Origin of the sequence: Bradyrhizobium quebecense (assembly GCF_013373795.3) — a bacterium.
In the GTDB taxonomy this organism is placed as follows: Bacteria; Pseudomonadota; Alphaproteobacteria; order Rhizobiales; family Xanthobacteraceae; genus Bradyrhizobium; species Bradyrhizobium quebecense.
Genome location: NZ_CP088022.1, coordinates 4,843,491 through 4,867,903 on the forward strand (window position 1 = coordinate 4,843,491; position 24,413 = coordinate 4,867,903).

Here is a 24,413-nt window from a genome sequence, read left to right on the forward strand (position 1 = left end):
TCTCAACTCAACGCTCAACACATTCAAATCGGAGCAGCCGGTTCTCAGGTCTTGTTCTCAGGTCTTGGCCATGCAGTCCGAGATATAGAACCAGCGATCATCGCCGGTCAGTCCCTTCTGCTTTACCTCTTTGCGGCAGGCCTTGAGCTTGGGCTTGTTGGCGCGCCACTGCTCCTTCATGGCCTTCAATTTCTCCATCGTCAGCTTGAGCTTCGACGGCTTGGCCGTAGTGGTGGCGGCTGGTGCCGGCGCGGTCGGCGCCGCGGTCTGGGCTGACACAGCATGAAGCCCTACGGCGAGCAGCGCGGCGGCAAGGCAAATCCGGGTGCGAAACATTGAAATCCCCCAATCCGATTTCTGTTCAAGGAATAGAGCGAATGCCGCGGGCGCCGGGAATCGGCGGCACGCGGCGATGATGGTCGCAATCAGAGGATTTTGACCGCGCTAAGCAGCGTCATGTAAATGCCCCAAGCCAGCGGAATGCCGACGAACAGCCAGAACAGCGCCGCCCTGCCGTCCAGACCGCCCTTGCCGATGCCGAACGATCCGGTCGCGCCGTTGCCGCCGGTCGCCGTCGCCGCCTGCAGCTTGGCCACCTCGGCGTCGCTCATGTGCCACTTCGGATCGACCGGCTTGATCAGATAGTTGCAGATGAAGCCGGCGATCAGCATGCCGCACAGGATGTACATCGTGGTGTTGTAGAGCTGGTCGCGCGGCACGCCGGCGGCGAGCTGGAATTCGCGAAGGTAGTTCACCACGACTGGACCGATGATGCCCGCGGTCGACCACGCCGTCAGCAGACGGCCATGGATCGCGCCGACGAACTGGGTGCCGAACATGTCGGCGAGATAGGCCGGCACGGTGGCGAAGCCGCCGCCATACATCGACAGGATGATGCCGAAACCGAGCACGAACAAAAGTTTCGAGCCCATCGCTGCGAAGGTCGGCGCCAGCGCGTAGAGCACGATGCCGAGCACGAAGAACGTGTAATAGGTGTTCTTGCGGCCGATCTTGTCCGACAGCGAGGCCCAGAAGAAGCGGCCGCCGATGTTGAACAGCGACAGCAGGCCGGCGAAGCCGGCAGCGATCGCCGCGATCTGCGCCTTCTGCGACGCGTCGAGCGCGTTGAAGCCGACATTGGGCAGCCCGATCAGCTTGCCGGCGAAGATCTCCTGCAGCATCGGCGAGGCCATGCCGATCACGCCGATACCCGCCGACACGTTCAAGCACAGCACCCACCAGATCAGCCAGAATTGCGGCGTCTTGTGCGCGTTGTCGAGATGGACGTTCTTGGTCGAGATCATCGCGTTGGTCTTGGAGGGCGGTGTCCAGCCGTCCGGCTGCCAGCCGCTCGGCGGCAGGCGATAGCGGAAGGCGCCGATCATCATGAAGACGAAGTAGATCGCACCCATGACGAGGAAGGTTTCCCAGACACCGACCGAGGTCGGGGTCTTGAAATAATTCATCAGTCTGTCCGCGAGCGGCGCGCCGATCATGGCGCCGCCGCCGAAGCCCATGATGGCCATGCCGGTCGCCATACCGCGGCGGTCGGGGAACCACTTGACCAGCGTCGACACCGGCGAGATGTAGCCGAGGCCGAGACCGACGCCGCCGATCACGCCGGAGCCGAGCCACATCAGCCAGAGCTGGTGCGTGTAGACGCCCAGCGCGCCGATCACGAGACCGCCGGCCCAGCACAACGCCGCGACGAAGCCTGCCTTGCGCGGACCGACCTTCTCGAGCCAGCCGCCCCAGATCGCGGCGGAGACGCCGAGCAACACGAAGAACAGAGTGTACATCCACCCCAGGCTCGCGACCCTCCAGTCGCAAGTCGTCGTAAACAATTCCTGGACCAGCGAGATATCGGGGCACGCCTTCGGCGCGGTCAGCCCGATCGCCCGCGACAGCGGCAGCCAGAACACCGAGAAGCCATAGGCCATGCCGATGCACAGATGGATGCACAGCGCCGCCGGCGGCACCAGCCAGCGGTTGAAGCCGGCGGTCGCGATCGTGTGTTCCTTGTCGAGGAAACCCGCACCTGCCGCGGATACGCGTGCGGCGCTGCTCACTGTGGTCATTGACTCCTCCCCTGCAGCCGCCGTTACGTCGGGCGCATCTGCGTCTTAGATCCCGTCTCAGCCCTTTGCGGCCACCGTCAGGCGGCTGCTCCGCTCATTTCCTCGATGCGCCGGGACCAACCATGCGCATTCCGCAAATGCTAACCCCCAATACGACCGGATATGCCCACCCGTGCCGTCGTCCCTGATCTGGACGCAGGCCCGCCGTCGCGCGTCGATGTGCCCACATCCGGGCACAGCTCAATCTCCGCAATCCGGCGGAGATTATCAATTCGCGCAGAATGGAAAATAGGTGTCGATAGGCAAAAGGTAGATATCAAGCCGGATCTAGCGCGTACGCGGCGCTGCAGCATTTGAATTCTCTATCATTCCATTCGCCTTCTCGATCAGGAAAACGATCCGGACGTCGCTTCGCTCGGTGATCTCGACCTTGTCGCCGGTCTCCTGGATAAGGGCCGGAATATCGATCACCGAAAGCGGATCGGTGCAGTGCACTTCGAGGAAATCTCCCGCCGTCACGCTCTTCAGGGCCTTGCGCGTCTTCAGCGCGGGCAGCGGGCATTTCAGGCCGGTGAGATCGAGCTTTGTCGTGGTCATGGTTCGACCATGGCGAAGCCGTCAAGTATCGTCAACGGCGGCTCCTTCTCGCCCTGTCAGCTTTCCGCCGCGGCCGAAGCGAGCACGTCGTCGACCGGAATGGCGGAGCGCAGCATCAATTCGGCGACGTCCTCGATGTCGTCGAGATGCGCGACCGGCAGCCTGGTTTCGATCGCGACGTCACTGGCGATCCCGACCACGCGCGGGTCGTCGGGGAACAGCAGCGGCTTGCCGTTGGCGGCGCGATATACCTCGATCTTGTTGACCGGCTCGCGCTTGAATCCCTCGACCACCACCAGGTCGACCTGCGCCATCTTGGCGAGCAGTTCCGGCAGCCGCGGCTCGCTGGCGCCGCGCAGCTCATGCATCAGCGCCCAGCGCCGCGTCGAGGACACCAGCACCTCGGTCGCGCCGGCCTGCCGGTGCACCCAGGAGTCCTTGCCGGGAATGTCGACATCGAATTCGTGATGGGCGTGCTTGATCACGGAGACGCGCAAGGCCCGGCCCAGCAGATAGGGGATCACCCGCGACAGCAGCGTGGTCTTGCCGGCACCGCTCCACCCCGCGAGGCCTATCACTTTCATGCGCAATCTCCGCAGACATATAACGTCCAATGCTGCTTATATCAGCCTTGACGCAATGTCATGCCAGCCCCGCCGGCGGCTGGCGATCGTTCAGGCCCCCAAGAGGATCGCCTTCGGAAACCCCTGGAGCAGCTGCGCCCGCGGCAGCGCGGACGCGACCGGGCCGCCCCATAAGGGCAATATTAACGGCATTTGCCGTACCAGTTCTCCCGATCAATGGGAGGCCTGTCCAGTGCCCAATCGTGATGGTGTTCGAGACGCCATAAGCCTGAAGAACAGGGCTCTGGTCACGGCGATCTTCCTGGCATCGGGCGCGGCATCCCTGATCCTCCAGGTTCTCTGGTTCAAGCAACTGCAATTCGTGCTGGGAAGCGCGACCGTCTCCGTAAGCGTAACGGTGGCGAGCTTCTTTTTCGGTCTCTCCCTGGGCAGCGCTTTCGGGGGCCGGATCGCCGACACTGTCAGCCGCCCCCTGAAAATCTACGGCTTTCTCGAACTTGCGCTCGCAGTCGTTTCCCTGGCAGTAACCGCGTTCCTGTCGCACTGGTCGACATGGGTGGGCTGGCTGTCGCCCATGTTGGACCTGGAGTCCCCATTCCGGTTGCCTCTCATGGTCGCGCTGTCGCTCGCCATCCTGTCGCTGCCGACGATGCTGATGGGCGCAACCCTGCCCTTCCTCGTGAAATTCCTGACCCGCTCGCAAACCGACCTGGCCAATCGCATCGGCCTGCTCTACGGGTTCAACACCCTGGGCGCCGCGATCGGCACCCTGGCTGTCGGCTTTGTCCTGATGGGCTTCTGGGGGATCACCGGATCGAGCCTGGTCGCAGCAGGCCTGTATGTCTGCGTCGGCGGCGTCGCCCTGCTCCTCGCGCGCGGCGCAAGCCCGCTGTCGCCGGTCACGGCGGAAGCGCCGGTGCAAACCGCCGGGCCGGGGCATCGCGGGACGTCCATCCTCATCGCGATCTTCGCGTGCTCCGGCTTCGTGTCCATCGCCTATGAAGTCGTCTGGTTCCGCTTCCTGACCAATGTCAGCACCTCGAGCGTTTACGCCTTCTCCGGCATGCTCGGCGTTTACCTGCTGGGCTTGGTGATCGGCGCCCTGATCTGCGCGAGGGTGCTCGCACCCCGCAAGGATCAACTGCTGCGATACTTCGCCGTAACACAGCTGCTCATCGCGGTTGCGGCCACGCTGACCGTCGGAATCCTCGGCAAGGCGCGCAGCGTGGAAGCCGTGCTGTCCCCCATCGTATCGGGCCTGGTTCCAGTCCCGGCGCAGGAGCTCTTGGGAGGTGATGTTTCATTCTTCCTGATCTGTGCCGTTGCCCTGTTGCTGCCGACCACGCTGATCGGCATCAGTTTTCCCCTGGCCAGCGAACTGACGGTGATGCAGATGAGCGCGCTGGGCCGTCGAATCGGCACGCTCTACGCCTTGAACACGATTGGCGGCGTGGTGGGCTCCCTGTCGGCAGGGTTTCTTCTGATCCCCTATCTAGGCAGCCAGGGGGCGCTCACCGCCCTGATCGTTCTGAACGTCCTGCTCTTTGTCGCGACGACCGTATCGCAACCGGGTCTTCTGAGGGAGAGGAGCCTGTGGCGGCAAGGGGCAGTCGCCGCAAGCATCATCGCTGCAGCGCTCCTGCTCTTCACCCCACACTATCTGGAACGGGTCCTGACCGCGATCGAAGGCGGCAATGTCCTCGAGCTGCGCGAGACCAAACAAGCAACATTTGCGGTGGTCGAGTATCGCGAGAAGGCGGCGGGCACTTATCAGCAATTGGTGGTGAATTCGAAGAGCTATGCCAACAACCGTCCGGAGGGCCGACGCTACATGGCCGCGATGGGGCACTATCCCATTCTGCTGCACCCGGGCCCGGTTGAAACGGCGGTCGTGATTTGCATCGGGACCGGCACCACCGTGGGTGCGGTCAGCACCCATCAGGAATTACAATCCATCGACGCGGTCGATCTGGCCTCGACGGTTTTCGAGTTTGCGCCCCGCTTCGTGCCGATCAACAAGCAGTTCTATCAAAATCCCAAGGTCCATCAGATCGTCGCGGACGGGCGCCATTTCCTGCTGGGGACAAACGAGACATTCGACGTCATCACCCTCGAGCCCCCGCCGCCCCATGACGCCGGCGTCATCAACCTCTACACAGAGGAATTCTATGCGCTGGCAAAGCAGAAGATGCGCCCCGGCGCCGTTCTCGCGCAATGGGTGCCGCTGGATTTCAACCGCGGCATTCTTCCGAAGATGATCCTCAAGGCGATGATGGGCCAGTTCAAGCACGTCTCCCTGTGGTTGCCGTCCAGAATGGAAGGCGTGGCCATCGCCTCCGATGAACCGCTGAAAATCGATCCTCGCGTGCTCGCCACGCGCATGTCGAAGCCTGGGGTGGCTGAAGACCTGACAGCCAACGGCCTGCGCTCGCCCGAGGATTTCCTCGCGACGTTCATCGCCGCTGATGAAAAGCTCGCGGCCTTTGTCAGGGATGTGCCGAGCCTCACGGATGATCGGCCGCGTCTCGAATATTACAACTGGTATCCGCTGAGTTCGGTCGGCGTGGACGAACTGAAGCGCCTCCGCGAGCCCGTGGAAACTTATCTTGCCGACAAATCCATCGACGAGGCCCGTCTCGACACCGCGCGCACGGTGGCCAATGCGATTCTGGATGAGCACCAAGCCACGGCTGAGGGTGACAAGTCCGCCGCCCGTGCCGCGCTTCGCCTGGCCGTCAAGCTGGACCCGCACAATTCCTATGTCGGCTTCCTGGACCGCAAGCTGCGCGAGTGATCGGGCAGCCTCCTAAGAGGGCCACTGGAAGCCGGTGCCGTCGCCGGGCGTCCCCAGGATCGATCACGCCACGCGCCATCCGACTATCCAGCGGATATACCTCGAAGTTTCCAATGCACGGGGCGACCGGAACACGATAATGTGCGGTGCCGGAGCACCAGCCATGCCTCGCTCACCTTCGATCGTGCCGCACCAAATCGACCACGACACCTATCTGGTGCTGAACGATTTTGGCCGGCTTGGCCGCGCCTGGTGCGAAACCGATGAAGAAGGCAGCGACCGGAAAACGTTGATCCGCCGCCTGCTGGATGACCATTACAGCCATCCGGTCCGCATCGTGGCCTTCAATACCAGCGAAGGATGGTCGCGCGACGTCACGACCGATATTGCCGACGAGCTTCGGCGCCGCTTCGTCGAATACGATGAGGTCCCGCGCTCCGTGCTGGAGTTCGTTGAGACGGCCATGCGGCACTGAGCCGGATCCGCAGTCGCACCGAGACCTGCGGCAAAACAACCCGACAGGCAACTCAGCAAAAACCTGTCAATCCTCGCACGCAAAAATATTTCGCTTTATCAGAAAACAAACTCCGTGTATGAATCCACCTGTCTCACCCGATCGAGGGGCGCTGCGCATCGTCACGGGTGTTGCGGTGAGATGCGGTGGACGCTGATCATGCTGGAGACGAAAGCATGTGAAGCGGACGGTGAAGTCGTGTGGTCCTGACGCCCTAGTGGTAGGTGTCTTTTCGCATTGCGCGATGCGCGTTGTGAAGACGGTGACAAGCAAGCCCAGTCTCGCCGGGGAGAGCACGAAGTAAGCCGTAACCCATCGCGCAGGGAAAGCCGGGTTGTTTCCGGTTACACCTGTGGTCCTACCCCCGTGCTTTCTACCTTTGCACGGGGCCCATGGGTGCGATCGGCACCCGGCTTTCCCTGCGCCCTCTGCCAAGCGAGAGGGCGAAGCAAGAAGCAAAACTCGGACAAATCATGTCGCGAGAATGCGAGTCCATGACTCCGCGGCCGCGCCACACATTCACTGTCGTCCCGGCGCAGGCCGGGACGACAGCGGTGGTGTCTGCAGCGTTCTTGAATCTACCAAGCAGACGCCAACAATCGCCGCTACGCCGGCCTGAACCCTGCCGCCGTCAACGCGGCGCGGCCCTCGTCCGATGCCAGCGCGTCGAGAAAGGCCTGTACCGCCGGCCGCTGCTTGCGCGCCGTCACCAACGCGAAGTCGTAGTGCTCTTCGGCAAGCGGAATAAAACCGAGCCCGGACGCGCGCGCGACCGGGGCGATGGTCATGCCCCAGTCGGCGCGATGCTGCGCCACCGCGGCCGCGACCGCATTATGCGAGCGCGGCTGATTCCAGTAGCCGTCGGGCCGGCTGCCTGCCAGCAGGCGATCGATCAGGATACGCGTGCCGGCGCCCTGGTTGCGGTTGACCATGATGCAGGCGGGATCGGCGAGCGCGGCGCGCACCGCCTCTTCCGCGCTCAAGCCCGCAAAGCGCGTGTCGTCCTTGCGGAACACGATGCCCTGCATGCGCCGCCAGCCCGGCACGAGCTCGAGGCCGTCGGACAGATACGGCGTGTTGTAGGTCTCGGTCTTGTCGTCGAACAGATGGATCGGAGCGAGATCGCATTCGCCACGCTTGGCTGCGGCGAGGCCGCCGAGGCTGCCGACCGCGATCGAACGCACCACAAGGCCGGCCTGCGCCAGCGGCGCGGTGACGAGATCGAGCCCGGTGCAGTGGCTGCCGACGATGACGAGATCGGGCACCCGCACATGCGGCGTGAACAGCGCCACCTCGGCGTCGCTGCCGGCCGGCAGCTGGTCGGCGAGCGCCTCGATCTTCAGGAAGCCGTCGGCCTGGGCGAACGAGGTGATCGCGCCCGAGCCCTTGCCGCTGGGATAGGCGATCAGGCCGTCGGCGCCTTCGACCAACGACACCATCACGAACTCGGTACGTCCGAGCTCGGAGGCGATCCGCACCGGCACTTTCGCCGCCACCCTGGCATCCGAGCGCGGCGGCAGGCCGGCCATCCGCCGCAGCACCGGCACGATCATGTCGTGGAAGGTGAACATCGCCGAGGTCGGAAAGCCCGGCAGGATGATCACCGGCTTGCCGTCGCAGACCGCAAGGCACAGCGGCTTGCCCGGCTTCAGCGCCACGCCATGCGCGATGATGCCGGGCTTGCCGAGCCTTGTGATGATCCGGTGCGAGACGTCGCCTGCACCCTTGGAGGTGCCGCCCGACAGCACCAGCATGTCGCTGTCCGCCAGCGCCTTGCGCATCGCAGCTTCGAGCATCGCCTCATTGTCCGCGATCGCGCCAAGGAACGCCGCATCACCGCCATTCTCGGCAATCGCCGCGGTGACGATCGCGCCATTGGTGTCGTAGATCGCGGCCGGCCGCAGCGTCTCACCCGGCTGCACCAGTTCATCGCCAGTGGAGAGGATCGCAACGCGCGGACGGCGCACCACCTGAACGTCGGCAATGCCACAGGCCGCGAGCATGCCGATCTCGCGCGACCGGATCATCGTTCCCGCGCGCAAAAGCGCCTCGCCGCGCGCGATGTCGGAGCCGGCATAGGACACGAACTGCCCGGGCGACGCCGCGCGGCGGACCTCGATGGCGCCATTGCCGGCGGGTTGGGTGTGCTCGACCATCACGATCGCATCGGTACCGCGCGGTACCGGACCGCCGGTCGCAATCGCGGTCGCGGTGCCCGGCAGCACCGGCCGGGTCGGCGCGGTGCCGCACGAAATGATCTCGTCGTTCAGCGCGAGTTGCACCGGCGTGGCTTCGCTGGCGGACGCAAGATCGGCGGAGCGCACCGCAAAGCCGTCGACATTGGAGCGATCGAACGGCGGCACGTCGATCGGCGCCACCACGTCCTCCGCCAGCGCACGCCCGAGCGCGTCAGCGAGCAGCCGCGTCTCGGACGGCAATTGCCGCGGGAACAGTGCCGCCTCGAAGCGCGCGATCGCCTCCTCGCGCGACAGGATGGTCAGGAACTGATCCTGCTCGACGGATGGGTTGGGTTTCGGCGTGAACGTGTTGGTCATCTCGGGAACTCACTCCCGCAACATATAGGCATCGACAACCGTGGCCGCAGCAAAACCCTCGGCGGCGCCAGGCACGATCAGAAGGGCTTCGGCGCGCGCGATGGCATCGAGCGACAGGTCCCCGATCGCAAGCACCGCCCAAAAACCCTGTTGAGAACTCTGCCGACGCGTCAGCAGCACGACCTCGGCGATGCCGACGCCGGAGGCGATCTTGCGTTCCAGCGGCAGGGCAAGTGATTTGCGCTGGCGCCGGCCCGACAGGCGATCGAGCACCGGAAGCGCAATCGCCCACCAGGCCGCGAAAGCCTGATCCGGCGCGCCCGGCAAGGCGACGACCGGCGTTGCATCGATCCGGCCGACCGCCGTGGTGCGCCCGGGCTGCAGGGCAATGCCGTGCGCGACCAACGCTCCACGCGTCGCCAGCGCATTCACCGCCGCATCGTTGTGACCAACGCCGGTGCCGCCGATCGTGATGATGAGATCGCAACCATCTGCCTCGAGCGCGTTTGCAATCGCCCCCACATCGGGCGCCGCCTCGGCATAGACGATCTCAGCGCCCGCGAGGCGCGCGGTGTCAGCGATCAGTTGCGCGGTCAGCTGGCCATTGCAGATGTTGACGATGCGAAGCCGAGGCCGCCGGACGCGCAACAGCTCCAGTCCGGCCGCGCGCGCGAGCAGCAGGTCGCGCGGCAGCAGCGGTTCTCCCGCCGGCATCACGGCACGCCCAGCCGCAATGTCGCTGCCGGCACGCCGGACGCCCTGCCCCGGGATGGCTTCGGCGAGCACCTGCGGAAGCGGACCGGAGGTGTCGACGGCATCGGCATCGACCACGCAGTCGGTGCCATCGGGCATCGCCGCGCCGGCCGCGACCCAGACCGGGAGTCCGGCCAGCGGCAGCGGCGCATAGGACGACGCGCCGACCAGGTCATTGGCGCGCATCGCCCAGCCGTCGCTGACGGCGACATCGTGCGGCGGATAGGCGCGCAAGGCCGGCATCTCGGCTGCAATGCAGCGCAGTGCATCGGCCGGCGGCAGCTCGATCGGCTGGACCGGCGCGAGGTCGCGCAGCACGGCGGCCAGCGCCGCATCGAGCGGAGTGAGCGAAGCCGGAAGGCGCTGGGCGGTGATCATGGCCCGCTATGGACTGAATCGGCCCCGAAAGAAACCGGCTTGCGCCGTGCCGGGGCACCGCCATTAGACCGATGGCGCGTTGACGCGGACCCCAAAGTAGTTGCAAAAGAAACCAATATGACCGGGTCCCGGAGGCCCGGCACAACCATAATGGCCAATGCGCCAATTGAGGAGGGAGACAGAATGATCGCCACCAGACTAGCCATGTTCGGGACGCTCGCAGCCGCGCTGCTGGCCTCCTCGGCCGTATCGGCGCAGGTATCCGACGACATCGTCAAGATCGGCGTGCTGACCGACATGAACGGCCCGGCCTCGACGCCGACCGGACAGGGCTCGGTCACCGCCGCGCAGATGGCGGTCGACGATTTCGGCGGCAAGGTGCTCGGCAAGCCAATCTCGGTGATCGTCGGCGATCACCAGCTCAAGCCGGACATCGGCGCGACCATCGCGCGGCGCTGGTATGACGTCGATCAGGTCGATCTGATCGTCGACGTGCCGGTCTCGGCGGTCGGGCTCGCGGTGCAGAACATCGCCAACGAGAAGAAGAAGCTGTTCATCACGCATTCGACCGGCGCGACCGACTTCCATGGCAAGTTCTGCTCGCCTTATGCGATGCAATGGGTGTTCGACACCCGCGCGCTCGCGGTCGGCACCGCGCAGGAGGTAGTGAAGCGCGGCGGCGACAGCTGGTTCTTCATCACCGACGACTACGCGTTCGGCCACTCGCTGGAGAAGGATGCCTCCGCGATCGTGACCAAGAACGGCGGCAAGGTGCTCGGCGCGGTGCGGCCGCCGTTTGCGACGCCCGATCTGTCGTCATTCATCCTGCAGGCGCAGGCCTCGAAGGCCAAGATCATCGGCATTGCCGGCGGACCGCCGAACAACACCAACGAGATCAAGACCGCCGCCGAGTTCGGTGTCTTCGCCGGCGGCCAGCAGATGGCGGCGCTGCTGGCCTTGATCACCGACGTCCACTCGATCGGGCTGTCGGCCGCGCAGGGCCTGTTGCTGACCACCTCATTCTACTGGGACATGGACGACAAGACCCGGGAATGGTCGAAGCGCTATTTCGCCAAGATGAACCGGATGCCGACGATGTGGCAGGCCGGCGTCTACTCCTCGGTGACCGCCTATCTGAACGCGATCAAGGACAGCGGCACCGACGATCCGCTCAAGGTTGCGGCCAAGATGCGCGAAAAGCCGGTCGAGGATTTCTTCGCCCGCAACGGCAGACTGCGCGAGGACAATCTGATGGTGCACGATCTCTGGCTGGTGCAGGTCAAGACCCCGGCCGAGTCGAAATATCCGTGGGACTACTACAAGATCCTGGCCAAGATCTCGGGCGAGGACGCGTTCGGCCCGCCGGACCCGGCCTGTCCGCTGATCAAGAAGTGACTGCGCAAGCAGTGATTCCGGGTCTGGTCCTTCGGACCATCCCGGAATGACCTTTGCGGAGACGCGATAACGTCTCCGCAAAGATCACTTCGTCACCCCGATCTCGCGAAAATATCTGAGCACGCCGGGGTGGATCAGATTGATATCGGGCGCGGCGGCGACGGTGTTCGCTGCCGTCGTTTCGCAAGCCTGGGCGAGCTTCTTGCAGAAATCAGCCTCGACACCATGCAACGTCTTCGCCAGCCGGTAGGCGACATCGTCGGGCAGGCTCTCACGCACCAGGATGTAGCTCCACGAGCCGACCGAAGAAATCGCCTCGCTCTGCTTCGGATAGCTGCCCGCCGGGATCGTCAGCGGCTTCAGAAACGTGTGCTTGGCCCGGATGCGGGCGATCTCGTCCGCGGTCGGCGCGATGAAGCGAGCGCCGCTCGCGCTCTCGGCCATCTTGCTGAAACCGGGCCAGCCGATGCCGGCACCCCACAGCGCCGCGGCGCGGCCGTCCTCGACCATCGCAGGGCCATCGCCGGCGCGATCGAGATAGATCGACTTGAAGTCCTCGTCCTGCTTCAGCCCGATGCCGTCGAGGATGTAGCGCGACAGGATCGGCAGGCCGGAGCCCTTGGCGCCGAACGCGACGGGCCGGCCGACCAGATCCTGGATCGTCTTGTAGGGGCTGTCGGCACGCACCACGAACATGCCCGGGCTCGAATACATCGCGGTAAGGATCTTCAGCTTGGTGGCCTTCGGCCGGCCGATGCCCATGAAGGCCTCATAGGACGGCTCGCCCGCAACGGTTGCGATGTCGACGCTGCCGGTCTCGAGCAGCGGGATGTTCTCGTTGGAGCCCTTGGTGTTGCGCGGCTCTATCGACAGCGTCGCATCGGCCGCGTTCATCACCTCGGCGAAGGCATTGCCGTAGAGCGGAAAGCCGCCGCCCGGCGTCGCCGTGGCGAAACTGATCGTGGTTTTGGAAATGGTCTTGCTCCCCTCTTGCGCCGCCGCGCCGCCCGCGAGCAGCAGCGCGCCGGCGCAGATCATAACAGCGAATTTCATCCCGAGCCTCAAGCATTGCACATGAGCGCGACTATCGTCGCACGGGCGGGGTCGTAGGCAAAGCCAGCGTTTTGTGAAACCATGATGGCAACAGTCACGAGAAAATGACGGGAGAGACGATGTTCCGGTTCGCACGTGCCGCGTTGCTTGGCTTGATCTGTTGCCTTGCCTCCGTTGCGCCTTCCTCCGCATCCGACTATCCGAACCGCCCGGTGCGCTGGCTGATCGGCTTTGCCGCCGGCGGCCCGGTCGACATCGTGGCGCGCATCATGAGCCAGTGGCTGTCGGATCATCTCGGCCAGCAATTCGTGGTCGAGAATCGCGCCGGCTCCGGCGGCAACATCGCAGCCGCCGCCGCGATCAATTCGCCGGCGGACGGCTATACGCTCTTGTTCGTCGCGCCGAACAACGCGATCTCGACCTCGCTCTACAAGAAGCTGCCCTACGACTTCCTGCGCGACACCACCCCCGTCGCCAGCATCATGCAGCTCACCAACATGCTGGTGGTCTCGAACGCGATGCCCGTGAAGACGGTTCAGGAGTTCATCGACTACTGCAAGGCCAACCCGGGCAAGATCGCCTACGCCTCATCCGGCAACGGCACCTCGGTGCACATGTCGGCCGAGCTGTTCAAGGCGATGACCAAGTGCGACATGCAGCACGTGCCGTATCGGGGATCCGCGATCGCCTTCCCCGACATCATCTCCAACAAGGTGCAGCTGATCTTCGACAATCTGCCGTCGGCACTGGAGCAGTCGCGCGGCGGCAGCGTCCGTGCGCTCGGCGTGACCTCGCCGCAGCGCTGGCCGGGCGTGCCTGACGTGCCGGCGATCGCCGAGACCGTGCCGGGCTTCGAGGCGGTCGGCTTCTACGGCATTTCAGCGCCGAAGGGCACGCCGCCGGAAGTCATCGATACCCTCAACAAGGCGGTCGGCGAGGCCCTGAAGGACCCCAAGCTGGTGGCGCGTCTCGCCGAGGTCGGCGGCATCCCGAAGCCGATGACCCCGGCCGAATTCGGCAGACTGGTCGCCGACGAGACCGAGAAATGGCGCAAGGTGGTGGAGTTCGCCGGCGTCTCGGTGGACTGAGGCGCCGATCGTGGAGCGCGCCGGATGGTCACGGTAGATGGCTGCCGGGCCGGTGTTCCAGCGATGCCGTCCGTGCGACGTGGCGGTACGACGGCGATGGCGCAGGGCCCGGGGGTGGCATTGCCGAAACCCCACGCACCCTGTAAACGGAGCCCGCACCGTTGCCGGCCGCGCCCCGCGGCCCGCAAGGCGGCGGGGCCTGTAGCTCAATGGTTAGAGCCGGCCGCTCATAACGGTCTGGTTGCAGGTTCGAGTCCTGCCGGGCCCACCATTCGAATCAAAGCCTTGATTAGATCAAAGCCCTGGCTCCGGGACCCATGCGCGCCGCGTCGATCGAGCCCTGCGGCATCGCCGCTCGCCACATCATCTCGCTACGGTCAACTACTCCCAGGCCGCCTGGAAAATGGCGCGGTAGCCGTCGGCATCCACAGGACGCGGATTGGTGGCGGTGGAATGATCCCTCGCCGCCTTCTCCGCCATATCGTCCAGCACCGAGGCCGGCACACCCATGGCACGCAGGCCGCGCGGCAGATTGAGCTCGGCATTGAGAGCGTCGAAGAACGCGGCGATGTCGGCATCTTCGGGCAGACCGAGCGCCAGCCTCAGCCGCGGCAGCTTGCTCGCGATCGCCGGACCATTGTAGCGCATCGCTGCAGGTATCAGCACCGCATTGAGTGTGCCGTGATGCAGGCTCGGCGATGCGAGGCTGCCAAGCGCGTGCGACAGCCCGTGCACCGCGCCGAGGCCTTTCTGGAAGCACAGGCCGCCCTGCAGCGCGCCCATCATCACTTCGGCGCGGGCGTCGCGGTCATCGCCCGCCATCACGGCCTGATTGAGATGGCCGACGATGCGCGCCGCGCCATCGAGGGCGATCGCATCCGCCGGTGGATTGAAGCGCGGCGACAGATAGGTCTCGACGCAATGCGACAGTGCGTCCATGCCGGTCGCAGCCGTCAGTGCCGGCGGGAGGCGGAGCGTCAGCAGCGGATCGCAGATCGCCCGCGCCGGGATGAGATGCGGACTGATCAGGCCAACCTTGCGGCCGTCCTCGAGCGTGATGAGGGCCGCGCGGCCAACCTCGCTACCGGTGCCGGCAGTGGTCGGAATCGCGATCACCGGCGCGACGGCGGCGGTGATCCGCGCGACGCCGCCATCGATCGCGGCATATTGCGCCAGCGGGCCGGCATGGGTGGCGAGCAGCGCCACCGCCTTGGCGAGATCGATCGGCGAGCCGCCGCCGAGCGCGACGAGGCCGTCGCATCCGGCCTCGCGATAGCGTGCGAGCGCCTGCAGCGTCGCACGTTCGGTCGGATTCGGTGGCGTCGCGTCGAACACGACAGGCGCAGTGCCGAGCGGAGAGGTCACGCGCTCCGCCAGGCCGGCCGCGACAATGCCGCGGTCGGTGACCACCATCGGCCGACGGATACCGAGCGCTGCGATCTCGTCGCCGAGCGCGTCCGCCTCGCCGAAGCCGAAGCGAATGGTGGTGAGATAGGTGATCAGCGCCATGGCCTGTCGTCCGTTGCGCCGATTGATCAGAGATCAGTGCGTTCTTCGGCGATGTCGCGACGCTGCTCCATGTTGAAGCGCCCCGCATAGATCGGCCGCCCGCCGGTGGTCGGACCGGGATATTGCACGATCAGGATATCGCCACCGGTCGCGGTCTCGAACTTGCCTTCGAAATGCGGGTCCGGATGAAAGATCATCGTGCCCGGCGTGTAGAGATTGTCGTCGATCCTGAATTCGCCGCTCAGGACGTACCAGACCTGCGCGAACTCGTGATTGTGGATCGGATGATGTGCGCCCGGCTCCAGCCGCAAGATACCCGCGTTCGGCTCGGTCGGCCGCTCCGGCCGCGGGTGGAACAGCATCTTGCCGGTCTCGCCAGGCCAGCGGATCGTCTCCCACTCCACATCGTCGATGTGCTTCGCCTCATACGGCAGGTGCCTGCCGGTCGCGGTTGCGGTCTGCATGGATCAGTCTCCTTGGGGCTTGCTCTTGGGTGATCGAGGCGGGGTGGCGGCGCTCGGCACGCGCCACCAGTCGAAATGCTCGGCCTTCTGCGGCGACTTCGCGACCACCATCAGGATGCGCGCTTCGTCCTCGCTGATGTTGTCGGCGCGGTGCGGCAGCTCGGAATTGAGGAAAATGCCTTCACCGGGCGCGAGATCGAACACCTCGGCGCCGACGTGGAAACGGATGCGCCCGCTGATCACGTAGCAGTATTCCTGTCCCGGATGCGACACCATCAGGTCCATCCGGTTCTTGCGCGGGAACGAGAGGTGAAACACCTCCAGATCGTCGTTCGGCATGCCGCCCGCGAACAATCGCCAGCGATAGCCGGTGCTCGGGATGCTCTGGTCTTCACCATCGTCGCCATGGCGATGCAGCGTGACGTGGCTGCGCGACTGGTCCTGCGGCGCGGCAAACAATTCGCTGACGCCAATGTCGAGCGCCTGCGCGATCTGGATCAGATTGGCAACGGAGCTCGACACCTGCCCGCGCTCGAGGCGAGACACGAAGGCGTCGGACAGCCCGGTGGTGTCGGCCAGATCCTTCAGCTTCATGCCACGCTCCTCCCGCAACGAGCGAATGCGTGCTCCAAGCCTCGCCAGCGTCTCGTCCTGCGTTTTCATTGCTCCGACCCTCCCCCTAATTTGCTTCCTTGTCAACAAAAATTGCTCTACAAGCAATTTTCATTGTGTCCGATGTTGAAATCGCGGGAGATGCCAGTGGTTCTCCGCATCGATGCACAAGCGAATTGCGTATCACGCAACAAAACCAAACAGCAAACAACACGACCTCCGGAGGAGCACCCGACCATGACAACCACTCTCAGGCACTTATGCGCGGCGATGACCGCGACGCTGCTGCACATTCACGTCGCGCACGCCGCCATGTCCGACAATGTGATCCGCATCGGGATCCTCAACGACCGCTCCGGCGCCTATGCCGACCTCGGCGGCGAAGGCTCGGTCGTCGCGGCGAAGATGGCGGCGGAGGAGTTCGGCAACAGCATCGGCGGCGCACCGGTCGAGATCGTCTCGGCCGATCACCAGAACAAGCCGGACATCGGACTTGGCATCGTGCGGCGCTGGTTCGACACGGAGAAGGTCGATGCCGTTGCCGACATTTCCAATTCGGGCGTGGGTTTCGCGGTGACCGCTCTCGCCAAGGAACGCAACAAGATCGTGCTGAACGCATCGGCCTCCTCGGACTTCACCGGCAAGGCCTGCACCCGGACCTCGTTCCAGTGGATCTACACGAGCTATACCAACGGCTACGGCCTCGCGCGCGCGCTCACGGCGCAAAAGCTCGACAGCTGGTTCCTGATCACGGTGGACTATTCGTTCGGACACGCCTTCGCCGCCGACATGCGCCGCGCGGTCGAGAACGGCGGCGGCAAGGTGATCGGCGAGGTGCGCCACCCGCTCAACACCGCCGACTTCAGTTCGGTGCTGCTGCAGGCGCAGGCGTCCGGCGCCAAGGTGATCGCGCTGGCCAATGCCGGCGCCGACATGACCAACTCGGTGAAGCAGGCAGCCGAGTTCGGCATCACCCGCGGGCAGGCATTGGTGGCGCCGACCGTGTTCCTCACCGACGTCGACGCGATGGGCCTTGCCGCCGCGCAGAACCTGCAGTTCGTCACCGCATACTATTGGGACCGCGATGCCGAGTCGCGGGCGTGGGCCAACAAGTTCTTTGAGAAGACTGGGCGGATGCCGACCATGACCCAGGCCGGCGTCTATTCGGCCGTGCGGCACTACTTGCGTGCGGTGCAGGCCGCAAATTCCGATGATGGCCTTGCTGTCGCAGCCAAGATACGCGAACTGCCGGTTGCCGATTCGTTTGCTCGCGGCACGGTCCGCACGGATGGCCAGTTCGTGCACGACATGTATCTGGCGCGCGTCAAGACACCGGCGGCCTCGAGCCGACGATGGGACTACTACGACATCGTCGCGACGATTCCCGCCGAGCAAGCCTTCCGCCCGCTCGGCGAGGGTGGCTGCGAGCTGGTCTCGCAGTGACGACGCAGGCGGACGGTGGCAAACACCATCGTCCGCCATCGCCCATAACGGCCTGTATGCAGGTTGGCGAGCGACGTCTTTTGGGCTGCGTCAGGCGGGCTTTCGCCGTCGAAGTCTGAAATCGATAGACCGCTCGCCGGCGTTCAACTGCCGAAGTCAGTTGCGCGCTTCCCGCCGAAGAAATTGAGCAATCGGCATCAAGGCGTCGATCGAGGGCAAACCTGCGCGCGCTTCACCGTATGACGACCAAGGATAGGGGATAGCCGAAAGCCATTGCAGGACGGGCGTCTGATAGACAGCCGGCAGCACACACATGAACTCAATCTTGATGAGCAGCCGCTTGACGCGACCGTCTCCGGCGGCATCAAAATCCCAAGTGTACTCGCCGCAACCGACGCGAACGTCGCCGTCGGACTTGTTTGACATCCCCACCAGCCAGTCGCATTGAAACTGTGGAAGGCGATTGGACTCAGGGCGCGAGAGGCAGACGGTGCGCACATTCTCATACTGCGATCCAAAGTTTCGTACGAGAACGTCGGTGACGCTCTCCAATCCATGAGCGGAGCTTGGAAAAGAGATTACGTCGGTCAGGAGCTGCATCTGGAGCTCACACTCCTGCACGAACGCACGCTTCATGAGCTGGGGCAGGTTTCGGTCCTTTGCCTCGATGTACGTGCTGATCGCCTCGGCTGCCGTGATCGATTGGGTCTGAATCAAGTATTCTCTCCAGAGTTGCGCGACCAGATGCCAAGTGACAGCGGCGCCAACGACACCGCAGGAAACAACAAGATGGGTGCCGCCAAACCAGGCCCCACAATATACCGCAAGCTTGATTCCTTCACCCGCACGCCGCTGCGAAAGACGACTGCGATCAGGCTGCCGGAAATGCCGAGCACCGATCTGCCTGAATGGCAATGCCGACAGGCGCCCCCATTGGCCAGCGCAGAATGGCCTGCTCGCCCGGGGATCGCACCAGCAGCCGCTCCCCGGCGCACTCGATCTGAAGATCGACGTGGCCACCCTGGTAGATCTGAGCAACAACGCTGCCCTTGATGGCGCACGGCTCCTCGGGCGCCACAATGCTAAACTGCTCGGGGCGGACGAAGAGGTCAACCGCCGCGGACTTCTCGAGCCCGGACAGGCTCTCGCCCGGCACCTTCACCAGGGCATCGCCGAGCGCGACGGTCGCTTGCTTGGCCTGCATACTCACAAGCTGGCCACGCAGCCTGTTATTGTCGCCGACAAAGCCGGCCACGAACGGGTCCGCCGGGCTGCGGTAGACGTCGACAGGGCTTCCGAGTTGCCTGATACGGCCCTCGGACATGACAGCCACACGATCGGACATGCTCAAGGCCTCGCCTTGGTCATGCGTCACAAAGATCGTGGTCAGACCCAGCTTGCGCTGAATTTCCCGCAGCTCCACCTGCATCGAGGTCCGCAGGCTCTTGTCCAGCGCCGAGAACGGCTCGTCGAGCAGCAGGACGGTCGGGTTGATGACGAGAGCACGCGCGAGCGCAACGCGCTGCTGCTGACCGCCGGACAATTGCCGGGGCTTGCGGTTCTCCATGCCCTTCAGCTTGACCAGCGCCAGCGCATCGGCGACGCGCTTGTCCCGCTCAACCCTGGGGACCCGCCGCGTCTTCAGACCATAGGCGACGTTTTCCGCCACACTCATGTGCGGAAACAGCGCGTAGTTCTGAAACATCATGCCGATGCCGCGCTGGTAGGTCGGAATGTCATTCACGCGCTTGCCTTCGATCGAGATCGAACCGCCGTCCGGCCTCAGAAAGCCCGCGGCCAGCTTGAGCAGCGTGGTCTTGCCGCATCCTGATGGACCGAGCAGCGTCACGAACTCGCTGCGGCCAACGCCGAGCGTAACCGCGTTCAGGGCCACGACATCGTCAAATCGCTTGGTCACGGCGTCGAAATGGACCGCCGTTTGTTCCCCTTCAACGTTCGCAGACGGCTTCAAGATCCGTGCTCCCTAGTGAGACTGCTCGATATTGAGGACCTTGCCGAGGCCCAGGAACGCATTGGCAAAGGCGATCAAGGCGGCGGTGCCGACGATATACATGACCGACAATGCCGCCATCGACGGATCGGCGAACTCGCGCACGTAATTGTACATCGCGACAGGAAGCGTCTGGGTCCGCTGCGAAGTCACGAACAGCGAGGCCGTGAACTCGTTAAACGAGAGGATGGCTGCGAACAGCCAGCCGCTGACGAGCCCGGGCAGCAGCAGCGGCAGGGTGACGGTGGTCAGGACGCGAAGCGGTCCGGCGCCGAGGCTCGATGCTGCGTGTTCGTAGCTCTGATCGAGATTCCTCAGCGAGACATACACGCTGCGCAGCACGAACGGCAGCACCAGGATAACGTGGCAGATCACGACGACCGCAAAACCGCGGCTCAGGCCGACTTGCGCCGCGAGGATGAGAAAACCGAGCCCTACCGTGAAGTGCGGAATCACCAACGGCGAAATCAGGATTCCTTCGATGGCGGACTTGAGCGGAAACTTGTACCGGTCGATGACAAAAGCGAACATGCCGCCAACGCACAGCGCGATCGTCGAGCTCCAGGCCGTGACGATCAGGCCGTTGAGGAACCCTTGCCGGAAGTCTTCATAGGCGAGGGCCTGACCAAACCATCGCCACGACCAGGTCTGCGGCGGGAATGACAGGATAGGCTTGTCGTTGAACGCGGCGATTGTCACGACTACCGCCGGCAGCACAAGAAAAGCGATGATGACGAGCACCGTCAACAATCCGACCCAGCCGAGCACTCTCTGATAGGTCGAGCGCGGGATCATCAATGCACCTCCATCTTCTGAAGCGGTCGGGAGGCAAGCTGAAGCAGTCCAAGCACCAGGGCGGTCAAAGCCAGCCCGGCCACGCACAATGTCGCGGCGAAGGGAAAGTTGAAGCTTGAAAATCCAAGCTGGTAGACCAAATTGGAGATCATATTGACGCGGCCGCCGCCGATCAGCTGCGGCGTGGCGAATGCCGAGAACGTCCAGGCGAATGCCGTCGTGGTGCCCGCGACCACGCCGGGCAAGGACAGCGGCAATGTCACGGAGAGGAACACGCGAATCGGACCGGCTCCCAGGCTTTCAGCCGCGCGGGAATAGTCGCGGTCGATATGGGACAATCCGGCAGCCAGCATGATGACCATGACCGGCAGCGTGACATGCACGAGAGCAACCACAACGCCGAATGGCGTGAACATCAGCTGCAGCGGCTTGCCGATGAAGCCGAGCGACATCAGCAAGGAATTGATGAAGCCGTTGTTGCCCAGGACGATGATCCACGCATAGGTGCGAACGACCTCGCCCAGAAACAGCGGCGTCACGACAATCACGAGGAGAATGGAGTGGAGGATCGGCTGTTCGACGCGCACAAGCGCATAGGCCAGCGGATATCCGACGATCAGCGTCACGACTGCGGTCATCGCGCACACGACGACGGTATCGAGAAACACGCGCGCGTAGAGCGGTTTGAGAAGGTCGGCGAAATTCCCGAGCGTAAATCCGCCGGGGTCGAGCGATCCCGGCACGTAGGCCCTGAGGCTGTATTGCAGAACCGCAACCATCGCCGCGAGGAACCCGATCGCACAGAGCGTCGCCGGCGCCGTGAAGATGCGCAGAAATGGTTGCTGCTGATTCATGATGCGGGACCGATCTGGCAACGGATCAGTTCATGATGTTTTCGGCAAACCATTTGCGCCATTCCGCCGTCTTGTTGGCGCGCAGCCTGGCGTCGATGTTGATCTGCTGCTTCCATTGCTCCGCCGACGTGAAGACGCCCGGAAGCTTGGCGATTTCAGGATCGATCTTCGCGTTGAGGACTGCCGGGCTCCCCTTCTTCTGCTTCGAGATCTCAGCCTGAATTTCGGGGTCGTAGAGCGCGTTGATGAACTTGTATGCGAGGTCAACCTTCTTCGACCCCTTCATGACCGCGACGGTGTCGATTCCCAGCACCGCGCCCTCTTTCGGCATCGCGAGCGTGATCGGAATGCCCTGCCCGATCATGTAGTAGGCGTTCATCGAAAGCACGATCTGCACCGGCGTCTCGCCGCTCGCGAGCAGTTGCTGGCTGTTGGCATCGTTGGTGTAGAACGCCTTGAAGTTTGGCTTGAGCGCCTTGAGCTTCTCCTCGCCTTTTTCCCAATGGGCCGGGTCGGCGCCGGCAAGAATGGCGGCGACCGCAATGATGTGACCGGGATCGAAATCCGGAGCGGCAAGCTTGTCCTTCAGCTCCGGCTTCCAGAGATCATTCCAGCTCTCGAACTTGGTGTCCTTGATCAGATCGGGGCGGTAGCCGATCGTATAGACATAGGCCCAGGCGGCGAGATGGTAGGGACTGATCCGCGCCTCGTCCGCGAGGTTCTTCGCATTGGGGATCTTCGATGTATCGATCGTCTCGAACAACCCGTCATTGGCATAGAGCCACCCGACATGCGACGTCGTGAACGTCACGTCGCTTTCGGGATTTCCCTTGGCGAGCTTTTCCTTGTTCAGTCGATCGATGGTGCCGCCTGTGACGAATTCGACAGGGACGCCGGTTTCGGCGGTGAATTTCCTGGCCACCGTCGCGGCCACCAGATCGCGCCAACTGCCGCCCCAGATACTGACAACGAGCTTGTCTTGTGCGTGAGCCGGCAATGCAATCAGAACAGCGATCAACACGGACCAAAGGCGAAGCATAGCTGCAGTCTCCCTCCAGCGAGGGAATGCAGCGCCCGGCTCCAGCTGCAATCCTCGGTCATGAAATTAAACTTATCATCTGCTTAATAGTACCTTTTATCAGGCACCTCATCGACCCGCAATAGGTTTGTCTTATCGACAATAGTACCTTTTGCGATTAGCCTGCGCGCCAGGTTGGTTGAAATCACGGAGGCAGTCGATGAAGACATCGACGGAAGCTTTAGAGGCCCATCGGCCGTCTGCCGTTCTCAATACGCTCAGGCGTCTTGGTTTCGGCACCGTCGTCTCTGTCCCCGACAGCTGGCTGGGCGAAATCCTCATTCGCATCGACCAGGAGCCGGGCATGACGCTGGTGCGCGCAACGCATGAAGAGGAGGCGCTTGCGATCGCTTGTGGAAGCCGGCTCGGTGGCGTGCGCACCGCCCTGCTCGTGCAGAACGCCGGCGTGCTCAGCATGGGTGCGGGCATGGTGTCGCTTGCGCAGCGCTATCAATTTCCGCTTCTGATGCTGGTGTCCTACCGCGGCACGCCCGATGATCCGGTCTTCTATCATGTGCCGAAGGGCCGAGCGACGGAGCCGGTCTTCCGCGGCATCGGCCTCGCGCATACCTGCACCGACCGATACCGCCCGATCGGTCCCCAGGTCGAACATGCCGCAACCTATGCGGAAGAGGCTTCGTGTCCGTTTGCCCTGCTCATGGGTCGGGAGGATATCCAGTGGTGACCAATGCACGACCGACCCGGTCGGATCACTACAGGGCGCTTGCCGACAGTCTGCCGTCCCGCGCGCTCGTCGTGACGTCGCTCGGCAATGCTTCGTATTTGTGGGCATCGCTGCATCACGCACCGGAGAACTTCTACTTCGAAGACGCCATGGGACTGACACTCCCCCTGGCGCTGGGCCTGGCGCTCGCTCAACCGGATCGTCCGGTCATTGCTGTCGAAGGCGATGGCGCCGTGCTCATGCATATGGGCGCGCTCGTCACGATTGGCGCGATGAACCCGTCAAATCTCACCATTCTCCTGATCCAGAACGGCGTTCACGCAGCTTCGGGTGGCCAAGCCTTGACCAACGCGACGCTCGATCTGGCACAGCTGGCGCGCGCCTCGGGAATCAAGCACGCCGAGAACCTGAATGCGTCGAGCGCACTCGCCGCCGGCATCGCCGCGGCCGAAAGGCGCGATGGCGTCGGAGTCCTGGTTCTGGCGACGGAGCCCGACATCGAAGTCGTGCGGCCGCCGATCTCACTCGATCCGGTCGCGACAAAACATCGCTTCATGGCTGCGATTGAGGCACCACGTTACATCCCGACGCTGTTCGGCGGCGGGATGCTCGAGCGGCCCTAGCCAGCCGGCATTTCCCTTGCACAACGCCCGTTGCGGTCCGCTTCGTTGCCGAAGCGGGCCGCTTTTTTTAGGCGCTCCGGCATACCGCCAGGCTGTCGGACGACGCTGCGATCTTAGGCACAGGACGTCGAAACTTTGAACTTGTCGGTCGTCCATCACATAGTACGATGCATGGGACCCATGGAGTATTCGCTGGTTTGCTCGCTCTTGATGAGGACGACGACAACGATGCATCGCAACCACGACGCCTTGCGGATTGATGTGGCCGCGTCGATTTCCGTCGGCATGCCCGTTATTCACTTCAATGACGGCCGCTCCCCGGTCCAGACGAAGTTTGGTGAGACAGCGGCTGCGGGTCAGCCGCAACGCAGCGAGCATCGAATGCCGGTGCCCCAGGCCTTGCTCATGTGGATTTGCTCGTCATCCGGTGAGGCATGGCCTTCCCTCGAGCTCATCCTGGGCCGCACTCTATCGCCGCGGGACCCGATCGGATCCGGCGCTTCATAGGCCATCTGCTTCCGGCTTAGCCAATCGCAAGGCCCTGGCACAG

At 63.8% G+C, this 24,413-nt stretch carries 22 protein-coding genes and 1 tRNA gene; 8 read left to right on the plus strand and 15 right to left on the minus strand.

Annotated features, from left to right (window positions below):
- Window positions 1–57: 57 nt before the first annotated feature.
- The 4 genes from HU230_RS23400 to mobB all read right to left on the minus strand — a co-directional run bounded on the left by HU230_RS23400 (window position 58) and on the right by mobB (window position 3,259).
- Window positions 58–336, minus strand: a complete 279-nt coding sequence (locus tag HU230_RS23400) for a hypothetical protein (RefSeq protein WP_176529664.1) — start codon at window positions 334–336, stop codon at window positions 58–60.
- An 89-nt stretch (window positions 337–425) separates the two neighbouring features.
- A complete protein-coding gene (locus HU230_RS23405; protein ID WP_176529663.1) occupies window positions 426–2,078 on the minus strand; it encodes an OFA family MFS transporter in 1,653 nt (550 codons plus the stop codon).
- A 327-nt stretch (window positions 2,079–2,405) separates the two neighbouring features.
- The gene (locus tag HU230_RS23410; RefSeq protein ID WP_176529662.1) at window positions 2,406–2,675 is read right to left on the minus strand and encodes a sulfurtransferase TusA family protein; all 270 of its coding nucleotides are present in this window, start codon (window positions 2,673–2,675) and stop codon (window positions 2,406–2,408) included.
- Between the two features lie 56 nt (window positions 2,676–2,731).
- A complete protein-coding gene (mobB, locus tag HU230_RS23415) occupies window positions 2,732–3,259 on the minus strand; it encodes a molybdopterin-guanine dinucleotide biosynthesis protein B (protein WP_176529661.1) in 528 nt (175 codons plus the stop codon).
- A 232-nt stretch (window positions 3,260–3,491) separates the two neighbouring features.
- Here mobB and HU230_RS23420 point away from each other — a divergent pair, with 232 nt between their 5' ends.
- Entirely contained in the window at window positions 3,492–6,053 is a 2,562-nt protein-coding gene (locus HU230_RS23420; RefSeq protein WP_176529660.1) for a fused MFS/spermidine synthase, read from the plus strand.
- A 139-nt stretch (window positions 6,054–6,192) separates the two neighbouring features.
- Window positions 6,193–6,528 carry a hypothetical protein gene (locus HU230_RS23425; RefSeq protein ID WP_224943467.1) on the plus strand — a complete coding sequence of 112 codons (336 nt, stop codon included), beginning with the start codon at window positions 6,193–6,195 and terminating at the stop codon, window positions 6,526–6,528.
- Between the two features lie 644 nt (window positions 6,529–7,172).
- On the opposite strand, the gene HU230_RS23430 is transcribed toward HU230_RS23425, so the two are convergent.
- Complete coding sequence (locus tag HU230_RS23430) at window positions 7,173–9,122, minus strand: molybdopterin biosynthesis protein (protein ID WP_176529659.1); 1,950 nt, start codon at window positions 9,120–9,122, stop codon at window positions 7,173–7,175.
- Window positions 9,123–9,131: 9 nt separating this feature from the next.
- A complete protein-coding gene (locus HU230_RS23435; RefSeq protein ID WP_176529658.1) occupies window positions 9,132–10,253 on the minus strand; it encodes a molybdopterin-binding protein in 1,122 nt (373 codons plus the stop codon).
- A gap of 183 nt (window positions 10,254–10,436) precedes the next feature.
- Between HU230_RS23435 and HU230_RS23440 the strand changes: the two genes are divergently transcribed.
- Window positions 10,437–11,648: an ABC transporter substrate-binding protein gene (locus HU230_RS23440; protein WP_176529657.1), complete on the plus strand. Its 1,212-nt coding sequence runs from the start codon at window positions 10,437–10,439 to the stop codon at window positions 11,646–11,648.
- A gap of 84 nt (window positions 11,649–11,732) precedes the next feature.
- Here HU230_RS23440 and HU230_RS23445 read toward each other — a convergent pair whose 3' ends face one another.
- Window positions 11,733–12,701 (minus strand): TAXI family TRAP transporter solute-binding subunit, encoded by a 969-nt coding sequence (locus HU230_RS23445; protein ID WP_176529656.1) that lies wholly within the window; start codon window positions 12,699–12,701, stop codon window positions 11,733–11,735.
- Between the two features lie 119 nt (window positions 12,702–12,820).
- On the opposite strand from HU230_RS23445, the gene HU230_RS23450 reads away from it, so the two are divergent.
- Complete coding sequence (locus HU230_RS23450) at window positions 12,821–13,789, plus strand: Bug family tripartite tricarboxylate transporter substrate binding protein (protein WP_224943469.1); 969 nt, start codon at window positions 12,821–12,823, stop codon at window positions 13,787–13,789.
- 195 nt (window positions 13,790–13,984) lie between these two features.
- Window positions 13,985–14,060 (plus strand) — tRNA-Ile (locus HU230_RS23455).
- 110 nt (window positions 14,061–14,170) lie between these two features.
- On the opposite strand, the gene HU230_RS23460 is transcribed toward HU230_RS23455, so the two are convergent.
- The 3 genes from HU230_RS23460 to HU230_RS23470 are packed head-to-tail and all read right to left on the minus strand — an operon-like array spanning window position 14,171 to window position 16,425.
- Window positions 14,171–15,298 (minus strand): iron-containing alcohol dehydrogenase, encoded by a 1,128-nt coding sequence (locus tag HU230_RS23460; protein WP_176529654.1) that lies wholly within the window; start codon window positions 15,296–15,298, stop codon window positions 14,171–14,173.
- Window positions 15,299–15,324: 26 nt separating this feature from the next.
- The gene (locus HU230_RS23465; RefSeq protein WP_176529653.1) at window positions 15,325–15,762 is read right to left on the minus strand and encodes a cupin domain-containing protein; all 438 of its coding nucleotides are present in this window, start codon (window positions 15,760–15,762) and stop codon (window positions 15,325–15,327) included.
- A gap of 3 nt (window positions 15,763–15,765) precedes the next feature.
- Window positions 15,766–16,425 (minus strand): helix-turn-helix domain-containing protein, encoded by a 660-nt coding sequence (locus HU230_RS23470; protein ID WP_176529652.1) that lies wholly within the window; start codon window positions 16,423–16,425, stop codon window positions 15,766–15,768.
- 219 nt (window positions 16,426–16,644) lie between these two features.
- Between HU230_RS23470 and HU230_RS23475 the strand changes: the two genes are divergently transcribed.
- The gene (locus HU230_RS23475) at window positions 16,645–17,817 is read left to right on the plus strand and encodes an ABC transporter substrate-binding protein (protein WP_338077469.1); all 1,173 of its coding nucleotides are present in this window, start codon (window positions 16,645–16,647) and stop codon (window positions 17,815–17,817) included.
- A 156-nt stretch (window positions 17,818–17,973) separates the two neighbouring features.
- Here HU230_RS23475 and HU230_RS23480 read toward each other — a convergent pair whose 3' ends face one another.
- The 5 genes from HU230_RS23480 to HU230_RS23500 form a co-directional block, all read right to left on the minus strand.
- Window positions 17,974–18,534 carry a hypothetical protein gene (locus HU230_RS23480; protein WP_176529650.1) on the minus strand — a complete coding sequence of 187 codons (561 nt, stop codon included), beginning with the start codon at window positions 18,532–18,534 and terminating at the stop codon, window positions 17,974–17,976.
- 154 nt (window positions 18,535–18,688) lie between these two features.
- Window positions 18,689–19,789: an ABC transporter ATP-binding protein gene (locus HU230_RS23485; protein ID WP_210284189.1), complete on the minus strand. Its 1,101-nt coding sequence runs from the start codon at window positions 19,787–19,789 to the stop codon at window positions 18,689–18,691.
- A 12-nt stretch (window positions 19,790–19,801) separates the two neighbouring features.
- On the minus strand, window positions 19,802–20,623 hold the full coding sequence (locus HU230_RS23490) for an ABC transporter permease (protein ID WP_176529649.1): 822 nt from the start codon (window positions 20,621–20,623) through the stop codon (window positions 19,802–19,804).
- Window positions 20,623–21,477: an ABC transporter permease gene (locus HU230_RS23495; protein WP_176529648.1), complete on the minus strand. Its 855-nt coding sequence runs from the start codon at window positions 21,475–21,477 to the stop codon at window positions 20,623–20,625. The genes HU230_RS23490 and HU230_RS23495 overlap by 1 nt, the downstream gene beginning before the upstream one ends.
- 25 nt (window positions 21,478–21,502) lie before the next feature.
- A complete protein-coding gene (locus HU230_RS23500) occupies window positions 21,503–22,516 on the minus strand; it encodes an ABC transporter substrate-binding protein (RefSeq protein WP_176529647.1) in 1,014 nt (337 codons plus the stop codon).
- A gap of 199 nt (window positions 22,517–22,715) precedes the next feature.
- Here HU230_RS23500 and HU230_RS23505 point away from each other — a divergent pair, with 199 nt between their 5' ends.
- Both HU230_RS23505 and HU230_RS23510 read left to right on the plus strand, forming a co-directional pair.
- Window positions 22,716–23,240, plus strand: a complete 525-nt coding sequence (locus tag HU230_RS23505; protein ID WP_176529646.1) for a thiamine pyrophosphate-binding protein — start codon at window positions 22,716–22,718, stop codon at window positions 23,238–23,240.
- Window positions 23,241–23,311: 71 nt separating this feature from the next.
- On the plus strand, window positions 23,312–23,863 hold the full coding sequence (locus HU230_RS23510) for a thiamine pyrophosphate-dependent enzyme (RefSeq protein ID WP_176529645.1): 552 nt from the start codon (window positions 23,312–23,314) through the stop codon (window positions 23,861–23,863).
- Window positions 23,864–24,413 lie beyond the last annotated feature (550 nt).

Bases quoted from the DNA above. Each gene is read 5' to 3' on its own strand.
- mobB (WP_176529661.1), bottom strand. From the start codon at position 3,259: ATGAAAGTGATAGGCCTCGCGGGGTGGAGCGGTGCCGGCAAGACCACG.
- HU230_RS23500 (WP_176529647.1), bottom strand. From the start codon at position 22,516: ATGCTTCGCCTTTGGTCCGTGTTGATCGCTGTTCTGATTGCATTGCCG.
- HU230_RS23495 (WP_176529648.1), bottom strand. From the start codon at position 21,477: ATGAATCAGCAGCAACCATTTCTGCGCATCTTCACGGCGCCGGCGACG.
- HU230_RS23450 (WP_224943469.1), top strand. From the start codon at position 12,821: ATGTTCCGGTTCGCACGTGCCGCGTTGCTTGGCTTGATCTGTTGCCTT.
- HU230_RS23470 (WP_176529652.1), bottom strand. From the start codon at position 16,425: ATGAAAACGCAGGACGAGACGCTGGCGAGGCTTGGAGCACGCATTCGC.
- HU230_RS23435 (WP_176529658.1), bottom strand. From the start codon at position 10,253: ATGATCACCGCCCAGCGCCTTCCGGCTTCGCTCACTCCGCTCGATGCG.
- HU230_RS23445 (WP_176529656.1), bottom strand. From the start codon at position 12,701: ATGAAATTCGCTGTTATGATCTGCGCCGGCGCGCTGCTGCTCGCGGGC.
- HU230_RS23430 (WP_176529659.1), bottom strand. From the start codon at position 9,122: ATGACCAACACGTTCACGCCGAAACCCAACCCATCCGTCGAGCAGGAT.
- HU230_RS23475 (WP_338077469.1), top strand. From the start codon at position 16,645: ATGACCGCGACGCTGCTGCACATTCACGTCGCGCACGCCGCCATGTCC.
- HU230_RS23440 (WP_176529657.1), top strand. From the start codon at position 10,437: ATGATCGCCACCAGACTAGCCATGTTCGGGACGCTCGCAGCCGCGCTG.
- HU230_RS23410 (WP_176529662.1), bottom strand. From the start codon at position 2,675: ATGACCACGACAAAGCTCGATCTCACCGGCCTGAAATGCCCGCTGCCC.
- HU230_RS23400 (WP_176529664.1), bottom strand. From the start codon at position 336: ATGTTTCGCACCCGGATTTGCCTTGCCGCCGCGCTGCTCGCCGTAGGG.
- HU230_RS23405 (WP_176529663.1), bottom strand. From the start codon at position 2,078: ATGACCACAGTGAGCAGCGCCGCACGCGTATCCGCGGCAGGTGCGGGT.
- HU230_RS23505 (WP_176529646.1), top strand. From the start codon at position 22,716: ATGAAGACATCGACGGAAGCTTTAGAGGCCCATCGGCCGTCTGCCGTT.
- HU230_RS23460 (WP_176529654.1), bottom strand. From the start codon at position 15,298: ATGGCGCTGATCACCTATCTCACCACCATTCGCTTCGGCTTCGGCGAG.
- HU230_RS23465 (WP_176529653.1), bottom strand. From the start codon at position 15,762: ATGCAGACCGCAACCGCGACCGGCAGGCACCTGCCGTATGAGGCGAAG.
- HU230_RS23490 (WP_176529649.1), bottom strand. From the start codon at position 20,623: ATGATCCCGCGCTCGACCTATCAGAGAGTGCTCGGCTGGGTCGGATTG.
- HU230_RS23425 (WP_224943467.1), top strand. From the start codon at position 6,193: ATGTGCGGTGCCGGAGCACCAGCCATGCCTCGCTCACCTTCGATCGTG.